Origin of the sequence: Paenibacillus sp. cl123 (assembly GCF_900101595.1) — a bacterium.
Classification (GTDB): Bacteria; Bacillota; Bacilli; order Paenibacillales; family NBRC-103111; genus Paenibacillus_G.
This window is the reverse complement of record NZ_FMYY01000003.1, coordinates 1-17,366: the sequence shown is the minus strand read 5'-3', so window position 1 is coordinate 17,366 and position 17,366 is coordinate 1. Positions and strand designations below refer to the sequence as shown.

Below are 17,366 nucleotides of genomic sequence, written 5' to 3'. Positions count from 1 at the left end.
TATGCTGCCCTGCTCTGGCGAAAGCAGCGCGCGGTGCAAGCGTTCAAGCCCCCCGGCGGGCTTAGAGCGCAGGGTGGGGCCGACAATCGCGCAAAAAATCTAGCACCCGCACACGGTGGCTGCAGGCTGCCAGAACCGGTTGAATAGACGTTTCAGTCGCGTGAAAGCGAAGACGCCGGATGCTCCGCTAGCCACTTCAGCATCTCATCCAGCGTACGCACCGGGACGATGTTCAGCTCCGACGCGCCCTTGCGGGCGTCCGCCTCCTGCCCGGCCGGCACGAAAAATACATCCGCGCCGGCTCGCTCGACAGCATAGGCTTTCTGCTCGATGCCGCCTATTCGGCCTACCGCACCATCGGCTCCGATCGTGCCGGTGCCCGCCACCCGGTTGCCGTTCGTCACGCCGCCTGGCGTCAGCTGGTCGATCAGCGTCAGCGCCAGCACCGCTCCATGGGAAGGTCCGCCCTGGTAAACCAGATAAGAGCGATAGCCGATTTTGCGGGTCAGATCGGCCTGTACACGGTCTTCCACCTGAATGCCGAACACGGTCCGCTTGGGCGTATCCCCGCTTTCCTTGGTCCTCACTGCCAGCTCCGCAAGCGCTCCGGCTCTCCACACCTTAAGCCGCGCCTCTGCGCCTGGTGTGACGCCTTTCATCGCCTCCGTCAGCGCTGCGGTGGAAGCGATCGCCTGTCCATTCATCTCGACCACGACATCGCCGGGCTTCAGCTGCCCGGCGGCCGGGCTGTCCGCCGGCACCTGCACAACCCGGACGCCGTCCGGCACTACGCCTCGGCCAAGGCCCAGCTTGTGCAGCGCTACGGCCCCTGCGATCGTATTGGCATCTGTCCGCTGGCGGCCGGCGGCTTCCAGGCTTTCCCCGATCGTCACGCTCGTATCCCGCTTGTCGATGCGGACATGAGGGAACAGGGATGCGTACAGCCAGTCGACCGGGAAGGCCGGGCGTTCTATCACCAGCACGCCTGCTATCGAGCCGTGCGGCTGGCCTCCTTCTACGGATGCATAGCGGTTCATAGCCAGCGTAAAGCCCGGAGACGTTACCTGATAGGCGGTCGGCCAGAACAGCCCGGCGGCTGCGACCAGCAGCACCCCCGCGATGCTCAGACTTCGCCTCGGCCAGCCCGGCCTGCTCCGCTGCTCCGTCAGCGCCAGGTCCGCCAGCGTGAGCAGGCAAGCCGCTGCGGCCGCTCCGGCGATGGGAAGCAGACGGCTCGCATCCGCAACCAGCAGGACGGCCGTTCCGATGCCGCAGATGGCGATCAGCAGCCGGATAGCCCGGACAACCTGCCCGCCGCTCAGCCCCGCCAAGCCGGACAACGCGCCCGCCGCCCATGCCAGCGGCACCAGCACGACCAGGGCTGCGAGCCCTTGCAGCAGATCGATCCAATACAGGTCGCCCCAGCGAATAGGGTCGCCCAGCCATACCAATTCCCCCAGAACGGATAACACCGCTGCCATGATGTATCCGCCGATGTACCATCTGCCGGGCACGTTCATCAAACGCCTCCTTAGCTTGTCTCTCTATCCGGCTCTGCCATTGGTTCTGCCCTTAATTGTAAAGCGGCCGGCAGCCCGGATCAAGCGCAGACGGCATGCACGCCGAAGACCCCTATCCCGCTTGGCGGAAGACGGGGTCTTAAGCACGAGACGGTCCGTTCAGACAGCTCGTTTCTCCAGCCTCCTCGATAGGAGAGACAGCCCATAGTTGACGGCGAAGTAAAGCACAGCGACGGCTATAAATATCGGAATGACATAATTGACGTTCCGTCCGTTGATGATCTGCGCATGGTTCATCAGCTCCGGCAGTGCAATGACCACGGCAAGCGAAGTGTCCTTCAGCAGCGAGATGAACTGGCTGACAAGCGGCGGCACCATCCGGCGCAGCGCCTGCGGCAGGATGATATGCCACAGCGTCTGGACATATGTGAGTCCCGAAGCCCGCGCCGCCTCCACCTGCCCTTTGTCCACCGACTTCAAGCCGCTTCGGACAATTTCGGAGATCATCGCCGATTCGAAGATGACGAGAGCCAATATCGCAGCGTACATCTTCTCCAGCTTGAAGCCGATCTCCGGCAAGGCGAAGTAGGTAAAAAAGATAATCAGGAGCAAGGGCAGATTGCGCACCGTCTCTACGGCCAGCACGACGAGCCAGGAGACGACGGGAATTTTCGCGAAGCGGAGAACGCCGAGCACGACGCCGACGAGGAAGCTGAATACGATCGCGTAAAAAGCTACTTCCAGCGTAACCCCGAAGCCTTGCAGCAGAAATTTCAAATGCTCGGGAGAATATGCGCCGATAAAATCCATCTGTCTGCCCCCTTTCTAGCGATTCGTCTCCAGACGGCGCTCCAGGTAGCCGACCAGCAGACTTAGCGGAATGGTAAGCATGAGATAAAACAGCCCGACGAATATGTAAACATCGAACGTAATAAAGGTTTGCGTCGAAACGATATCCGCGAAGTACATCAAGTCGAGACCGGCGATGACGCCGAGAATCGAAGAATTTTTCACCAGATTGATAAACTGGTTGCCGATGGGCGGGATTACGATCTTGATCGCCTGCGGCAGGATGACATGCACCATCGCCTGAATGTAGGTCAAGCCCGACGAGCGGGCCGCCTCCATCTGTCCCTTCGGCACCGACTGGATGCCCGCGCGAATCGTCTCGGCGATGAACGCCGCCGTGTATACGGTCAACCCGAGCGTGCCGGCTATGAACGGGTCCAGTATAATGCCCAGCGACGGCAAGCCGACAAAAAACATGAACACGACGAGAATCAGCGGAATGTTGCGGATGAATTCCACATAGGCCGCCCCGAGTGCGTTCAGCACCCGGAAGGGCGAGATGCGGAACACGGCCAGCACCGTTCCCAGCAGGAAGCTGCCGATCAGCGCGAGCACGCTTGCCTTGACCGTGTTGCCGAATCCTTCCGCATACATCCCCCAATGCTCTGTCAGCACGGTAAGATCAAGCATGCGCATAACCCTCCCCCGGCGTTATTTCTGCGGCTTGGAGCCGATCCATTTCTCATAAATTTTGTCGTATTCGCCGCTGGCCTTCAGTTCCTTCAAGGTATCGTTAACGACCTGGACGAACTCCGCGTCGCCCTTCCTGATCGCGATTCCGTAGGGTTCTTCGGTAAACGCGCCCTCGGTGACACGGAAGCCGGGGTCCTGCTTCGCCATGCCGTACAGCAGCGCATTGTCCGTCGTTAGCGCATCGCCCTGCCCGGCCTTGAGCGCGGTGAACGCCTCCGCATAATTTTCAAACTCCAAAACCGTCGCTTCCGGCGCTTTGGCCCGGATATTCGTCGCGGACGTAGAGCCCTTGGCTGTGACGACCTTGGTGCCCTTCTTGATGTCGGCGATCGATTGGATAGGGCTATCCTTCTTCACGAGAAACGACTGCCCCGCCATGAAATAAATATCCGAGAAATCCACTTCCTTCTTCCGGTCTTCCGTCACGGTCATCGTCGCGATGATCGCGTCGATCTCCCCATTGCGCAGCATCGGAATCCGTGTTTTGGACGTCACTTCCTTCAGCTCGATCTTGTTCTCATCGCCGAGCACCTTCTTGGCGATCGCCTTGGCGATATCGATGTCGAAGCCCTCCACCTTGCCTGTGCCGGGGTCCTTCAGTCCGAACAGGTTCAAATCGTACTTGACGCCGACGACGAACTTGTCGCGTTTCTTAATTTCGCCGAGCGTACCCGCTGCGGTCGCTGCCACAGGCGCGCCGTCTGCGCCGCTCCCGCCGGTCGCCGCCGGCTCCGTTCGCGTACAGCCCGCCAGCGCCGTCGCTCCGAGCATAACCGCTAATCCAAGTCCCGCCATACTCTTCCATCTCATGTTCATCTCTTCATCCACCCTTTTTCTTAAATTTTGTCGGCCGTTTAATGATTCAGGATACGGCTGAGAAATAAGCGCGCCCGCTCCTCCCGCGGCTGCGCATAGAAGTCGCTCGGATGCGCCTCCTCAAGAATTCGCCCCTGATCCATAAACACGATCCGGTCCGCCACTTCGCGGGCAAAGCCCATCTCATGGGTGACGACGACCATCGTCATCCCTTCCTTGGCCAGCTTCTTCATGATGTCGAGAACCTCCCCGATCGTCTCCGGGTCCAGCGCCGAGGTCGGCTCGTCGAACAGCATAACCTTGGGCTTCATGGCGAGGCCCCGGGCGATGGCCACCCGCTGCTGCTGCCCGCCGGACAGCTGGGCCGGGTAGCTGCCTGCTTTGTCGGCGATGCCGACCTTCTGCAGGTAGAACATTGCCGTCTCCTTCGCTTCGGACTCGGAGATGCCGAGCACCTTGACCGGAGCGAGCATAATATTTTGCAGCACCGTCTTATGCGGGTACAGGTTGAAATGCTGAAACACCATGCCGATTTCCCGGCGCAGCTTGTTCAGATCGGTGCTCCGGTCGCTCACCTTGATGCCGTCCACGATCAGCTCGCCGCTTGTAATCGTTTCCAGCTGATTGATGCAGCGGACCAGCGTGCTTTTGCCCGAACCCGAGGGACCGATGACGACGACGACTTCCCCTTGATTGATGTGCAGGGTAATGTCCTTGAGCACATGGAAGCTGCCATAATGCTTTTGCACCTGATGAAAACTGATCAATCGGTTTCGCCTCCTTTGCTGCATATCCGTGACAGCTTCATGACAGAGCTGGTGAAGGCCGTATAAAAACCGGCCTACTCGTTTCTACCCAAAACGGCGAAGGAATACTCAGAAAATCCCGTCCGCACGCAAATAAAAATGGAAGCGCTGGGCCCGCTCCCGTCGATTGCCCCGTCCCCTGCGGCGTTTGCCAGACCGCTGTACCGGGCTCTATAATGAAAACTAATGCGGCAGCGCCGCTTCGGCACCGAAGCCGGAATTTCGCGAGCAGCTGCTTACGGGAGGCATCTGCATTTATGTTTCAATATACGGAACAGCATTACAAGGACGTCAATTACAGCGGCCGGGATCTGCGGGAAGGCGAGCTAATCCGCTGCACCTTCGAACGGTGCAGCTTTGCGAACGCTTCATTGGAAGAGATCATGACCAGCGGCTGCCGGTTTATCGAATGCGATTTTCAGGGGACGTCGCTGAACGGCTCCATTCATACGGAATCCGCCTTCGAGAACTGCCAATTTTCCGAGGCCAATTTGTTCGTTTCCCGGTTCTCCAGCTGCAAGATGACCGGTTCGGATTTTGCCGGCGCCAATATGGACGGAATTACGCTGCTCGGGGGTGACTGGTCGTATACGAACCTGAGGCGGGCCAGATTGGAGAAGCAGGATTTGCGCAAAATCCGCTTTTACGAAGCGGATTTCTCCGAAGCCAATCTGACAAAGGCGGATCTGCGGGACTGCGATCTGACCCGTGCCGCTCTCGACAAGGCCAAGCTGCAGGGCGCAGATTTACGGGGAGCTTGCATGGAAGGGGTAGATTTTAAAACGATCGTCGTCAAAGGAGCGCGTATGGACAGGGAGCAGGCGGTTATGCTGCTGCGTTCCTACGGAGCGAAGGTCGATTGAAGGCGCCAGGCGTGCCGCGCGGACGGAATCCGTCTGGCTCCGATAGTCGGATTGGCGGCTCCAAGCCGTTAAACGCATGAAAGCGGACCTCCCGAACTGGCAGGTCCGCTTTCACTATTAGCAGCGGTTCGGCGCCGCTTATTCAATCAAAATCCTTGGAATGCCACTCATCCTCCGGAATCGGCAGCGGCTCGCCCGAGAAGCGTTCTTCCTTGAACGGGTCCGCTTCATTGTGGAAGCCGTTGCGTTCCCAGAAGCCTTCCCGATCCTCGGTCATAAACTCGATGCCCCTGAGCCACTTCGGACTTTTCCAGAAATACAGATGAGGCACCACCAGCCGGAGCGGCCAGCCATGCTTTGGAGTCAACGGCTTGCCGTCGTACTTGAAGGCCAGCAAAATATCGTCGCCGAGCAGCTCGTCCAGCCGGACGTTCGTCTCATAATCGTGATCGGCGTGAAGCATCACATACGGGCCGGTCGGCACAATGTTCAGCAGACGCAGAAAATCCCGGAACAATACGCCTTCCCAAGCCGTATCCAGCTTGGACCAGCGCGTCACACAATGAATATCGCATACGACGCGCGTCTGCGGCAGCGCAAGCAGCTCCTCGAACCGCACGATCCGCTGCTCCTCTACCGCTCCGAATATCCGCAAACTCCACTCTTCCATCCGGTAGGTGGGAACCTCGCCCTCATGCAAGATCGGAAATCTCTCCGTCACCACTTGTCCGGGCGGAACCCGGTGCGCCAGCGACTGTTCCACGACGGGCACCTTCATACGCTTGATGCGGCTTGCCTTCGTATCCTTCCCGCTTCCATCCGTCATCGTTCAGTCTCTCCCTTCCTTATGATCAGTCCAGCATGGCATGGACTTACGATTCCCCTGCAATCATAGCATAAAAACCGGACAAACTTTCATTCCGGGAAAAAACTATGCTATTTCATGCTTCGCGCTTACGCGCTCGTCCCCGCATCAAATAATTTTCTTTGAAAAACGCACACTTTTCTTGGCACCGCGTGCAGAAAATAGGGTATGATTGTCCAAGAGCTACATCCTTTTTAAGGCATGATGGACGGATTAAGGCAAGGCCGGCGGTTTACGCTTTTTTAGTATGACAAAACACCCCTGCATGTTGGAAAATATATGTATGACCCTATAACTGGAGGAGTACGATGGAGTTCTTTCGCAACGACAACTTCACGCTTCATTCCGATGCGGATAAAGTCTATATCAACGTCACTGCCGCCGGCTTCCCGGTCAAGGAATTCGATGCCGTGCTGAAGCAGCACCCCCGTCTGCAGATGACAAACTTCATCAAGCTGCGCGATGCCCTTCAGCAGGCTTCCGGGCTGCCGGCCGAGATAGGCATGCTGAAGCCCGTCATTGAAATCTCCGTCAGCAAGGACTGGATGGAGGCGACCGTCAGGATCAACTTGACCGAAGACGAGCTCCGGGAGCAGCGGCCGCAGCTGGCCGACCGGGTCGTGGAGCAATTAAAGCAGCTGCGCATTACCGACGGCCTGCAGTATGACACGCTGCATGATCTGCCCGCCCAGCGCAGCGTCGTTATCGCCCGCGGCACCGAGCCGGAGCACGGACAGGATGCCCAGCTCAGCTATTACGTGCTGTCCGAGCGCAAGCCTTCTCTTCGCCAGGACGGCAGCGCGGATTATTATGAGATGAATTTCATCGATGAGGTGCGGCCCGGCGAATGGCTGGGCGAGAAGCTGCCCGCGACAGAGGGCAAGCCAGGACGCAATCTGAAAGGCGATCTGCTTCCGGCGAACAAAGGGATGGACAAAAAGCTCCAGTATGATAGCGAATTTATCGAGGAACAGTGGGAGGAAGACCGCTTCGTTCTCCGCTCGCAGGTCGTCGGATCGGTCTATAAGGTCGGCAAGCTGCTCAAGGTCGAGGAGCTGCTGCTGGTTCAGGGAGATGTCGGACCGGAGACAGGCAATCTGGAGTATGACGGCGCGATTAAAATTACCGGCACCGTACACGACGGCTACAGCGTCATGGCGACGAAGGACATCAGCATCCTGGGCGAGAGCGGCATCGGCGCGGTCGACCGGATCGTCTCCGCGACCGGGGATATTTATATCAAGGGCGGCTGCTTCGGCAAGGAGCGCGCGCGCCTCCGCGCGGCCCGGCATGTGTACATCAAGCATGCGAAGGACTGTACGATCGAGGCGGAGGGCAGCATCCACATCGGGCTTTATGCGATCGGCTGCCAGCTGAGGGCGGGCTATATTTTGCTCGACAAGAAGCGAGGCAAGCTGATCGGGGGACATGTGCATGCTACGGTCCAGTTGACCACGGCCTATATCGGCAATGAATTCGAACGGCCTACCAAGGTGCAGGTCGAGGGCTTCGACCGCAACTCCATCATCCGCGAGCTGGACGAGGTGCTCGCCGAATACAAGCGGCTGCTGCAAGTATTGGAGCATTGCCGCAGGGAAGTGGTCATGTACGAGGGTTACGTCGATCTGCTGGACGACGCTCAGACGCTGGAGTTCACAGGCTACAGCCTGAAGTATGAAGCGACAGCCGCCGAGCTGCTGAATCTGGAGGAGAGGCGCCAGAAGCTGATGGCTTATATGAGCGCCCGAGGCGACGGGGAGGTCGCCGTTTTCCAGAAAGCCTACCCGAGAACCATGCTGCAGATCAAAGAGATGGAGAAGCTGATCTTGAACAGCACCGGCGGCATTTTCTACGTAGACAAAAACAAATTTGTTCAAGAATAAGCCACAGTCAACACGAGGAGGACGCAGAGCCTATGGATTATCCCGGCATGTCGTACCGGTTCGAGGGACTTTTACATGCCATCGAGTTCTTTACTCAGCGCTTCGATACGGAACAGCTCTCGCATTATTCCTTCGAATTCGTCAATGAGATTTTGACGCTGAACGCCTCCGCCCTCTTCATTCACGACGGCAGACGGTTCGTTCTTAGGCAAAAGCGGCTTTACCCGCATATCACGGGAGAATACGCCATCGCGGATACGGACAGCTTGAAGCGGCTTGCGCTTTTCCGCGGACATACGATGACCCGGGGCTTCGAGCATTTCCTGGAGCCAAGGGATCTGGCGAGCTTCGAGGTCAAATGGCTGATGCCGCTGATGGTGGATGACAAGCTGCACGGCTTCATCCTCTCGAACGGCAATATCGACGGGCATTTCTCCAGCAGCGATCTGACCATGTCCAATACGCTGATGCGCCTGATCAACAACTCGCTGGAGAACAGCCTCCATCTGGCGCAGCTGCGGGCATCCAACCACAAGCTGGATCAGAAAAATTTCAATCTGTTCGCCATCAACCAGAGCACGAAGGTGCTGCTCTCGGAGATGTCGCTGTCCAGCCTGTATGCGATCGCGACCGACGTATTCAGCGAAGTGACCGCAAGCCAGGTGACAGCCTTCGGGGTCGTAGACCCACTGAGCGGCAGGCTGCGGATCACGGGATTTCGCAATGTGCTGGCTTATACGCAGTATCACGGAGAGTTCGAGCTGCGCACGAGCGAATATGCGGGACCGATCGTGCTGCATATGGAGCGCGACCGGAGCCGGCTGGAGGATTTGTTCGTTCATGTGGAGCAGCTGAAGCAGCTGGAGGCGGAATACGTCATCCTTATCGTTAATCGGCAGATCGTCGGCATGGTTACGCTCAGCAAACCGGTGAACGATGAACGCAAATATGATGACTCGACCTTTGAGCTTGTCGAGTCGCTTGCGAACTCCAGCCTGATCGCCTTGTCCAATGCCAACCTCTTCGCCGAGGCCAACCGGGAGCGCTCAAGCGCAGAGAAAAAGCTCCGGCTTCTGCTCAATCTGAACCGTCTGGTCGGCAATGTCAACGAATCGGGCACGCCGGAGGAGCTTTGCTACTTTACCGTCAAAGCGCTTCGTCTTGCTTTCGGCGTACGCAAAGCGCTGCTCTGTCTGCGGGAAGACGACGGCTATATTGTGACGGAGCACACGGGGCTCGCCTGTACGCAATCGGCAGCGGAGCCTGGCGGCATGCAGGCAGCGGAGCCAAAGGGCCGCGTCGTCATGCGGCTGGACGAGCTGCCCCCTGCGCTGCTGGAGCGGCAGCTGCTATGCGACTACACGGGCAAAGGCGCCGAGCGCCTGCTCCCCCCTCGCGCCATCGCCTGGCTCGGGCAGGAGACGACCAACTGCTGCGTCATTGCGCCGCTGGCCGTTGCCAGCGAGCGGGTCCGCCGCGAGGACCCCTACCCGCTGGGGCTGCTGATCCTGCTGGAGACGGGAAGCCCGCTGCTGGAGGAGGAGACGCTGCTGCTCGATACCGTGGCCAAAAACATCTCCCCGATCCTCTATCAGATGTTCGCGACCAGGTCGATGCAGAAGCTGCTCCGGCGGGATGAACGACAGGCTCTGCTGGATGACCTGGAGCGGCGCATAGACGATTGGGCTGCTTACGGACTGGACTATTATGTGTACTACAGACCGCATCGCCGCCATCCGTTCGCCGCGGATACGTCCGACTCTCCGGAGCTTGCGGCTGCTGAGCGGCATGCGGCGGAGACCGGAGGGCGCAAGCCTCAGCTGTATAGATTCGACGGCCATATGTTCGCCGTATGCCCGGCTCCCCTGGAGCTCAGGGACAGCGGCTGGAGCGAAATAACGGATAAATACCGGATGAGCGGCATCTTCTCCTTCCCGTACGAAAACTAGCGGATTACTTGGACACGAAATAGGGTAAGGTACTAGTGACGCAAGTCATTTTCTACAGAAGGAGTGGATTGGAATGAAAAAGGTTGCTTTTCTGCTGGCCGATCAATTCGAGGATTCCGAAATGCAAAAGCCTTACGAGGCGATTAAGCTTGCCGGTCATGATGCGGTGATCATCGGATTGAAAAAAGGCGAGAAGCTGACGGGCAAGCAGAAGCAGGCCACCTATACGACGGACGCTTCCATCAAGGATGTGAAGGCCGAGCAATTCGATGCGGTCGTCATTCCGGGCGGCTCCTCTCCCGAGGGGCTCCGTCTCGATCCGGACATCCTGCAATTCGTGCAGGAGATGAACAAGCAGGACAAGCCGATCTCGGCGATTTGCCACGGACCGCAGATTCTGATCAGCGCGGGCATCGCAAGCGGGAAAACGCTGACCAGCTATCCGCCTCTGCAGGATGATCTGAAAAATGCCGGCGCGACCTTCGTCGATCAGGAGGTTTGCGTGGACGGCAATCTCATCACATCCCGCACGCCCAAGGACGAGCCCGCCTTCATCCGCGAAACCTTGAACAAGCTGCGCTCTACCGTCAGCCAGCGCTAGACTGCGACCGGCGCAGCTCGTTATGCGGGCGGCGCCCGGACGCGCGGCTCAGCCGTAAAGAAGCAGCCTTCCGCACCCCAGGCAGGGGTTTGGAAGGCTGCTTCTTCGATTCGGCCCAAGGGCCGGCGGACCAAGGGGCAGAGCTGTAGACGGTCCCGAACATTGGGGCGAAAGGCCGCCCTTCTCCTCCCCTAGCCTCCACTCTGGCTAAGCTTCTCCGCCAGCAGCATCAACGCAAGCCCCTGCCCATACAGCGTCGCATGCAAGGGGATATGATTGTAAGCCTCAATCGTCGGCATCACCGGCGTTCCGCTTGACACGCCTGTCACCTCCCCGGAAGGAAGCACGGTTCCGAGCACGGCCTTCAGCGCCCGATCGGCCGCTTCCGTGCAGTCCTCCTCAAGCAGATTCAGCCTGACGGCTTTCCATATTCCGCAGGCGATGCCGGCCGTTCCGGACGTTTCCGCATAAAAATCCGGCCGATCCAGGACCGTGGACCACATGCCGTCTGCGCGTTGAAAACGGATCAGCCCGCGCATCAACTTGGCATACCGCTCCTTCACTCCCGCAGGCACAGTCTTGAGGTCCGCGAGCTCCTCCAGAATCATCGGCGCCGCCAAGGCGACCCATGCATTGGCGCGAGCCCATCGCGCCCCCGACATATGGTTGCCCTCCATACAGTTCCAGCCATGGAACAGGACGCCGGTTGACTCCTCCTGCAGAAGCTTCAGATGCAGCTCCAGCTGGCGCAGCGCTTCGCCGGTATAGCGGGAGTCTCCCGTAAGCCGTCCCAGCCTCGCCATAAACAGGACGGCCATAAACACCGTATCCGCCCATACTTGCTCCGGAAAGCTGGCGTTCTCGGTGACGGTATGCTCCCAGGCGCCCTCCCTCGTGCGCGGAGCCTCGGTCAGCATCCAGTCGCCGATCCGAGCAGCTGTCTGCAGCAGCAACGGGTCGCCGGTCTGCCGGTACAGCTCCGGGAAGATGGCGAACGGAGCTGCCGAATTGATCACTTTCTGCTTCTCGGCTTTATGCAAATTGTCCGCCGTCCATCGCGTCAGAGCCTCCAGCGTCTGCGGAAGCCGCGTCGCTTCGTAATAAGACAGAATCGCAATGACGCCTACACCCGGCACCCAATCCCACTCGTGAATATCCATTCCCCAATTGCCCCGATGATCTTCCAGCATATAAGCGCAGATGCGGCTCGCCGTCTGTTGAAGATCCGCTTTCGACACGCTGTTGTCCATGAATCCCTGCCTCCATTTCGTATGGCGATTGAGTAAGCTGCTTTGCAGTCTTAAAGTTACTTTACAGGAAAAAACAGACGTTTTCTTGGCTTATATGCCACGGTGAATTGGGGAATCGTCTGCAATTATCTGATATACTGAACTCACAGCCGGCTCGCTGACGCAGCGGCAGCGCATGAGGAGGTCAAGATATGGACAATACGAGCTTACCGCCTTCCTTCGGGAGTATGGATCAAGAAGAGCAGATCTGGGAGGATGAGGTGACGAATGCTTCTCTCTCGGCATTTCCGGTCAACTGCACATTCAGAGCGAGCATGCTGCATCAGCGCCAGTTCCACTCCCACTCGGGATTCGAGCTGTATCTGTGTCTCAGCGGGACCGGCAGCTACATAGCGGGCGGCAAGCTGTACGACCTCGGCCCGGGCGCCTGGATCGCGGTGCGCCCGAACGCTCTGCATATTTCCCGACCTGCGGCCGATGTGCCGTTTCATCGTTTTGTGCTCGCAGTGGAGGAAAGTTACTTGAACAGTCTTGGCGAGCAGGATGAAGCGATCTCGGTCTGGATGCGCCCCTGGCTGCCGGAACCCGGCCAGCATGCCAAATATCGCCGGCTGGACGCCCAGCGGCTGCTGATTGTTCAGGAAACGCTGACCCAGCTGGAACTGGAGCAGAAGCTGCGCAGCCCCGGATATCCTCTTATGGTCAAAAGCTTGTTGCTGAAGCTGTTCGCCGATCTGAACCGGCATACGGGCCGCGCGGAACCGCTGCCCCCGAGCGACGCTTCCCGGGACCATAAGCAGCTGATCGAGCGTATTCTCGCCTATCTGATGGAGCATTACCGCGAGCCGCTGCCGGCCGACCGGCTGTGCCGGCACTTCAACCTGTCCCGCTCGCATCTCTTTTTGCTGTTTAAGCGCCACACCGGGGCTACGCTGAACGGGTTCGTCGTCACTTACCGGCTGAACAAAGCCAAAGAACTGCTGCAAACAACCCGGCTGCCGATTATCGAAATCGCAGCAGCGTCAGGCTTTCAGGATGTCTCCCATTTCTGTCACACGTTCAAGCGTGAGGTTGGGCGGACGCCTACGCAGTACCGGGCAACGCACGGCCTGCTGTAGGCCGTCCGGTGACTTAGCCGCAGCAGGCCAGCACCAATCGGCTGAACGCCGCAACAGATTGTTTCATGCGATGAAATGCAGGGTAAAAACTACTATATCAAGGTAAACATGCCCGTGGAGTGAGACTTGAACAAAAAAAAGCTCCTGAAAGGAGCTTTTCGTGATCTTTATATAAGTTCTTATCGTTTACCATTAAGTTACCATCAGGAAACGGTTGTAACCCGCTTGGCTCCGACGTAGCGCTTGCCCCAGTAGCCGGTCGTTATGCTGGCGACGGAGACGCCCGAAGAAGAAGCGGCCGAAATAAACTGGCCGTTGCCCAAGTAAATCCCCACATGCGACGTTTTATTTTTCTCTGCGAAAAATACCAGGTCGCCCTCCTGCAAGTTCGTCACGTCCTGACCCGCGTAATCATACATATCCACCGAGGTTCTTGGCAGTGAAATCCCGTGAAGCTGATATACATAGCGAACGAAACCCGAGCAGTCAAACCCTTTGGTCGATTGTCCGCCATATACATACGGAGTGCCCAGGTATTGATAGGCGCTTTGCACGACGGGAGGCGCAGGCTTCGGCTTGTACCAGGCAGGCGCGTGATATTGGCCGTCTTCATTAATGATGGCTATGCGGTTATTGGAATCCCACTGAACCCGGTAACCGAACGTTTCGGACACAAAACGGAGCGGGAGATAAACCCGGCCTTGCGAAAATTGTGCCGGCGCATCCATCGTCACCTGCTTGCCGTCGACAACAGCGTGATTATCCCCGGTTTGGAGAACGATGGTGCGTTCTTCATTGGCCAAGGTGACTTTGACGATATCGGCTTCCTTGCTCCACTCTATCCCGTATCCAAGATTTTCGACGAGCAAGCGCAGAGGAATCTGCAGCGTATTGGCCGTGTCGATAAAAGGCTGTGCATCCGGAAACTGGATCAGGCTGTCATTCACTTGTACTTTCACTTCAGTCGATGCCGCATATGCGGCAGGAGCTTCATAACCGGCTACCAGCCCGATAGCGGAAACGGCGCACGATAAAACAAGCGTTTTGAAAAAACGGTTCAATCAGATTCCTCCTGCAGCCTTCGAGGTTAGTTGACGGATTCGGAAGAGGTAGCTCCCTAGTTCGCAAAAAACGAACATTCACCCCAGGTAAATCATCCCCCGTACCCATTCTTATGCTGAATAGGATTCGGCCATTTTTTTATTAGACTAGCATGGGCGGTCCGCTCTTTCAATGATTGCGCAACCATTTCGACCAAATTTTCCCTAAATTTCGACTATATTTCGTCCTTTTCGACACAAGTCACCCAGATTATTTTGTATACGTCCAATAAATACCAGAACCTTTCACATCCTTCATTGAATGTAAGGGCTGAACGTTTCCCCAACCTGATGGGGCGCGCCAAGTTTTCTGTTTTCCCTATTTGTATACAAATGAACCAGAAATCAAAAACCTGTCCTCTATCGGAAACATTCGCTTGTCTGTATGATGAAGCTGTTTCATAGACTCCCGGATGAACCCGGAGAACCTTATGGATGGAGGAGGAGAGATTCCTGCTAATCGGAAACAACAAATTTGCAAGCGCTTTAAAATTTCAACGATCAAAGGAGGAGTATGAGTTGTCAAAAAAAATAAAGCGGCTTGGGAGCATGGTTACATTGACGCTTATGTTGCTTATGTCCATCAACTCGTTCTTTGTAAATCAGGCTTCAGCGGCAGATGAGTTTGATGACTTGAGGGCCAGATGGAAGGAAATGATAACCGGCGGAACGGCCTACAACCCGCTGGACCCGGATATTGCCGGTAAAATAACTGCCATCACCGCTACGGCCAATACCCACTGGAGCTCCATGGACAAGACGCCGGGCACTTACCTGTGGAGCGATCTGACCAGCACGACGGATTCCAGCCAAATTACAACGGCCTATGGCCGGATCAAGCTTATGGCGCTTGCGTATGCGACAACCGGTTCGTCGCTTCACAACAGCGCAGCGCTGCTGGCGGATATCAAAACCGCCCTGGATTGGATATATACGAACCGATACAACGAATCCGTGACGAAATACGGCAATTGGTGGGATTGGGAAATCGGCGTGCCGTTAAACCTCAATGATACGGTTGTGATGCTGTACGATAACTTGTCTCCGGCTCAAATTACCAATTATATGACTGCCGTCAATAAGTTTCAGCCTTCTGTCAGCATGACCGGCGCGAACCGGGCTTGGGAATGCACGATCATCGCCGTACGCGGCATCATCGTGAAGGATGCGGCAAAAATGATCGCCGCTCGGGACGGGCTCAGTCCGCTGTTTGCTTATGTGAACTCGGGAGACGGATTTTATACGGACGGATCGTTTATTCAGCATGAAAAGCACCCTTATAACGGGGGTTACGGCACGGCATTGATTACGGATATTGGCAATTTGATGTATTTGCTTAGCGGCTCCACATGGGCCGTGACCCATACCGGCAAGCAGAATGCCTACGACTGGGTATACGATTCGTTTGAGCCGCTGATCTACAAAGGCGCGATGATGGATATGTCGAGAGGCAGAAATATATCCCGTTCCTATGCCCAGGACCACGACACCGGCGTCAGTGCGATCAAGGCGATCATTCGCCTGTCGCAATCGGCTCCGGCAGCGGATAAAGCCGCGTTCCGCAGCATGGTGAAATATTGGATTAATACAAATACGTACAGAGACTTCTTCACTTACGCTCCGATCAATATGATTCTTTTGGCCAAGGAAATCGATGCGAATGCCACCTCTCGCGGAGAGTTAATCAAACACAAGCAGTACCCCAGAATGGACCAAGCGGTTCATCTGCGTCCGGGGTTCGGCTTTGCTGTCAACATGTCGTCGAGCCGCATCTATAATTATGAATCCATCAATGGCGAGAATTTGAAAGGCTGGTACACCGGCGACGGCATGACGTATTTGTACAATAACGATATCTCTCAATACACGGATAATTTCTGGCCGACCGTGAATCCGTATCGTCTTCCAGGGACGACGGAAGATACGCTTACGAGATCCAACTCCAGCGGCAAAAGCTATTTGAGCTCGAGAAGCTGGGTGGGCGGCACCTCCATTCTGGGGCTCTACGGGATTTCCGGCATGGCCGCCGATATTAACGACACCAATTTGACTGCTAATAAGTCCTGGTTTATGTTCGACGACGAAGTGGTGGCGCTTGGTTCCGGGATCACGACTACGGGCCAGACCGGCAACGGCTGGGACGGCACCCCCCGCAAGGTGGAGACGACCGTTGAGAACCGCAAACTAACCAGCAGCGGCAATAACGCATTGACGGTGAACGGAACCGCCAAGTCCACTGCGCTCGGTTGGTCGGAAACGATGACAGGCGTGAACTGGGTTCATCTGGCAGGCAATGCGGCCGGGTCGGATATCGGCTACTATTTCCCTGGAGGGACGACGCTGAAAGGACTGCGAGAAGCCAGAACGGGCAAATGGCGCGATATCGACGGAAGAAGCTCCTCTTCCACCGCTCCCATCACCGGCAATTACGCCACCCTGTGGTTGGATCATGGCACTAATCCGACGAATGCGGATTACTCGTATGTGCTGCTGCCCGGCAAAACAAGCGCGCAAGTGAGCAGCTATGCGGCAAATCCTCATATCACCGTACTGGAAAATTCCACAAATGTTCAAGCCGTAAGGGAAAAGAACTTGAACATCACAGCCGCTAATTTCTGGACCAGCGGCCATACGGCAGGCATCATTACCAGCGATTCGAAAGCGTCTGTTATGACAAAGGAAAACGCTGGCTCGGATATCGAAGTGTCCGTATCCGACCCGACGCAAGTGAACACAGGCAGCATCACTATTGAGATCGCCAAACGGGCATTTGGCACAATATCGGCCGATGCGGGAATCACCGTTTCTCAGCTTAGCCCGACGATCAAATTTTCTGTCAATGTCAGCGGAGCAAAGGGGAAAACCTTTAAAGCAAAATTCAATCTGTCGCCGACTCTGTACGAGGCGGAAGATTTGCCGACCACCGCATCGGGCGCCGTCCAGGCCGATTTTACGGATTCTCAAAGCTCCAACGGGGCAGGAAACAAGCTGGATGCCAACGGGGTCAACGACTATGTGGAGTACAGTTTGGATGTCCCGTCAAGCGGCACGTA

14 protein-coding genes and 1 riboswitch are annotated in these 17,366 nt (G+C 56.8%); of the genes, 6 read left to right on the top strand and 8 right to left on the bottom strand.

Annotated features, from left to right (window positions below; translation table 11 throughout):
- Positions 1-152 precede the first annotated feature (152 nt).
- The 5 genes from BLR08_RS06765 to BLR08_RS06745 all read right to left on the bottom strand — a co-directional run bounded on the left by BLR08_RS06765 (position 153) and on the right by BLR08_RS06745 (position 4,645).
- The gene (locus BLR08_RS06765) at positions 153-1,520 is read right to left on the bottom strand and encodes a PDZ domain-containing protein (protein WP_072328410.1); all 1,368 of its coding nucleotides are present in this window, start codon (positions 1,518-1,520) and stop codon (positions 153-155) included.
- A 159-nt stretch (positions 1,521-1,679) separates the two neighbouring features.
- A complete protein-coding gene (locus BLR08_RS06760) occupies positions 1,680-2,330 on the bottom strand; it encodes an amino acid ABC transporter permease (RefSeq protein ID WP_072328409.1) in 651 nt (216 codons plus the stop codon).
- A gap of 15 nt (positions 2,331-2,345) precedes the next feature.
- Positions 2,346-2,999: an amino acid ABC transporter permease gene (locus BLR08_RS06755; RefSeq protein WP_072328408.1), complete on the bottom strand. Its 654-nt coding sequence runs from the start codon at positions 2,997-2,999 to the stop codon at positions 2,346-2,348.
- A gap of 21 nt (positions 3,000-3,020) precedes the next feature.
- Positions 3,021-3,878 carry a transporter substrate-binding domain-containing protein gene (locus BLR08_RS06750; protein ID WP_072328407.1) on the bottom strand — a complete coding sequence of 286 codons (858 nt, stop codon included), beginning with the start codon at positions 3,876-3,878 and terminating at the stop codon, positions 3,021-3,023.
- A gap of 38 nt (positions 3,879-3,916) precedes the next feature.
- Positions 3,917-4,645: an amino acid ABC transporter ATP-binding protein gene (locus tag BLR08_RS06745; RefSeq protein ID WP_072328406.1), complete on the bottom strand. Its 729-nt coding sequence runs from the start codon at positions 4,643-4,645 to the stop codon at positions 3,917-3,919.
- A 296-nt stretch (positions 4,646-4,941) separates the two neighbouring features.
- Here BLR08_RS06745 and BLR08_RS06740 point away from each other — a divergent pair, with 296 nt between their 5' ends.
- Entirely contained in the window at positions 4,942-5,547 is a 606-nt protein-coding gene (locus BLR08_RS06740; protein WP_072328405.1) for a pentapeptide repeat-containing protein, read from the top strand.
- Between the two features lie 142 nt (positions 5,548-5,689).
- On the opposite strand, the gene BLR08_RS06735 is transcribed toward BLR08_RS06740, so the two are convergent.
- Entirely contained in the window at positions 5,690-6,373 is a 684-nt protein-coding gene (locus BLR08_RS06735) for a sulfite oxidase-like oxidoreductase (RefSeq protein WP_072328404.1), read from the bottom strand.
- Positions 6,374-6,720: 347 nt separating this feature from the next.
- On the opposite strand from BLR08_RS06735, the gene BLR08_RS06730 reads away from it, so the two are divergent.
- From BLR08_RS06730 to BLR08_RS06720, 3 genes are all read left to right on the top strand, one after another.
- Positions 6,721-8,295: a DUF342 domain-containing protein gene (locus BLR08_RS06730; protein WP_072328403.1), complete on the top strand. Its 1,575-nt coding sequence runs from the start codon at positions 6,721-6,723 to the stop codon at positions 8,293-8,295.
- Between the two features lie 32 nt (positions 8,296-8,327).
- Positions 8,328-10,244 (top strand): GAF domain-containing protein, encoded by a 1,917-nt coding sequence (locus tag BLR08_RS06725; RefSeq protein WP_072328402.1) that lies wholly within the window; start codon positions 8,328-8,330, stop codon positions 10,242-10,244.
- Positions 10,245-10,317: 73 nt separating this feature from the next.
- Positions 10,318-10,845, top strand: coding sequence for a type 1 glutamine amidotransferase domain-containing protein (locus BLR08_RS06720; RefSeq protein ID WP_072328401.1), 528 nt, complete (start codon positions 10,318-10,320; stop codon positions 10,843-10,845).
- 191 nt (positions 10,846-11,036) lie between these two features.
- On the opposite strand, the gene BLR08_RS06715 is transcribed toward BLR08_RS06720, so the two are convergent.
- Positions 11,037-12,095 (bottom strand): glycoside hydrolase family 88/105 protein, encoded by a 1,059-nt coding sequence (locus BLR08_RS06715; protein WP_072328400.1) that lies wholly within the window; start codon positions 12,093-12,095, stop codon positions 11,037-11,039.
- Between the two features lie 191 nt (positions 12,096-12,286).
- Here BLR08_RS06715 and BLR08_RS06710 point away from each other — a divergent pair, with 191 nt between their 5' ends.
- Positions 12,287-13,213: an AraC family transcriptional regulator gene (locus tag BLR08_RS06710; RefSeq protein ID WP_072328399.1), complete on the top strand. Its 927-nt coding sequence runs from the start codon at positions 12,287-12,289 to the stop codon at positions 13,211-13,213.
- A gap of 203 nt (positions 13,214-13,416) precedes the next feature.
- Here BLR08_RS06710 and BLR08_RS06705 read toward each other — a convergent pair whose 3' ends face one another.
- Positions 13,417-14,274 (bottom strand): C40 family peptidase, encoded by an 858-nt coding sequence (locus tag BLR08_RS06705; RefSeq protein ID WP_256257418.1) that lies wholly within the window; start codon positions 14,272-14,274, stop codon positions 13,417-13,419.
- Positions 14,275-14,417, bottom strand: a riboswitch (cyclic di-AMP (ydaO/yuaA leader). It lies immediately after the preceding gene.
- A gap of 415 nt (positions 14,418-14,832) precedes the next feature.
- Here BLR08_RS06705 and BLR08_RS06700 point away from each other — a divergent pair.
- Positions 14,833-17,366, top strand: a 2,534-nt coding sequence (locus BLR08_RS06700; protein ID WP_176835445.1) for a polysaccharide lyase 8 family protein, incomplete at its 3' end; no start/stop codon positions are given.

Excerpts from the sequence above, each read along its gene's own strand:
- BLR08_RS06765 (WP_072328410.1), bottom strand. The coding sequence starts at position 1,520 with ATGAACGTGCCCGGCAGATGGTACATCGGCGGATACATCATGGCAGCG.
- BLR08_RS06760 (WP_072328409.1), bottom strand. The coding sequence starts at position 2,330 with ATGGATTTTATCGGCGCATATTCTCCCGAGCATTTGAAATTTCTGCTG.
- BLR08_RS06755 (WP_072328408.1), bottom strand. The coding sequence starts at position 2,999 with ATGCTTGATCTTACCGTGCTGACAGAGCATTGGGGGATGTATGCGGAA.
- BLR08_RS06750 (WP_072328407.1), bottom strand. The coding sequence starts at position 3,878 with ATGAACATGAGATGGAAGAGTATGGCGGGACTTGGATTAGCGGTTATG.
- BLR08_RS06740 (WP_072328405.1), top strand. The coding sequence starts at position 4,942 with ATGTTTCAATATACGGAACAGCATTACAAGGACGTCAATTACAGCGGC.
- BLR08_RS06735 (WP_072328404.1), bottom strand. The coding sequence starts at position 6,373 with ATGACGGATGGAAGCGGGAAGGATACGAAGGCAAGCCGCATCAAGCGT.
- BLR08_RS06730 (WP_072328403.1), top strand. The coding sequence starts at position 6,721 with ATGGAGTTCTTTCGCAACGACAACTTCACGCTTCATTCCGATGCGGAT.
- BLR08_RS06725 (WP_072328402.1), top strand. The coding sequence starts at position 8,328 with ATGGATTATCCCGGCATGTCGTACCGGTTCGAGGGACTTTTACATGCC.
- BLR08_RS06720 (WP_072328401.1), top strand. The coding sequence starts at position 10,318 with ATGAAAAAGGTTGCTTTTCTGCTGGCCGATCAATTCGAGGATTCCGAA.
- BLR08_RS06715 (WP_072328400.1), bottom strand. The coding sequence starts at position 12,095 with ATGGACAACAGCGTGTCGAAAGCGGATCTTCAACAGACGGCGAGCCGC.
- BLR08_RS06710 (WP_072328399.1), top strand. The coding sequence starts at position 12,287 with ATGGACAATACGAGCTTACCGCCTTCCTTCGGGAGTATGGATCAAGAA.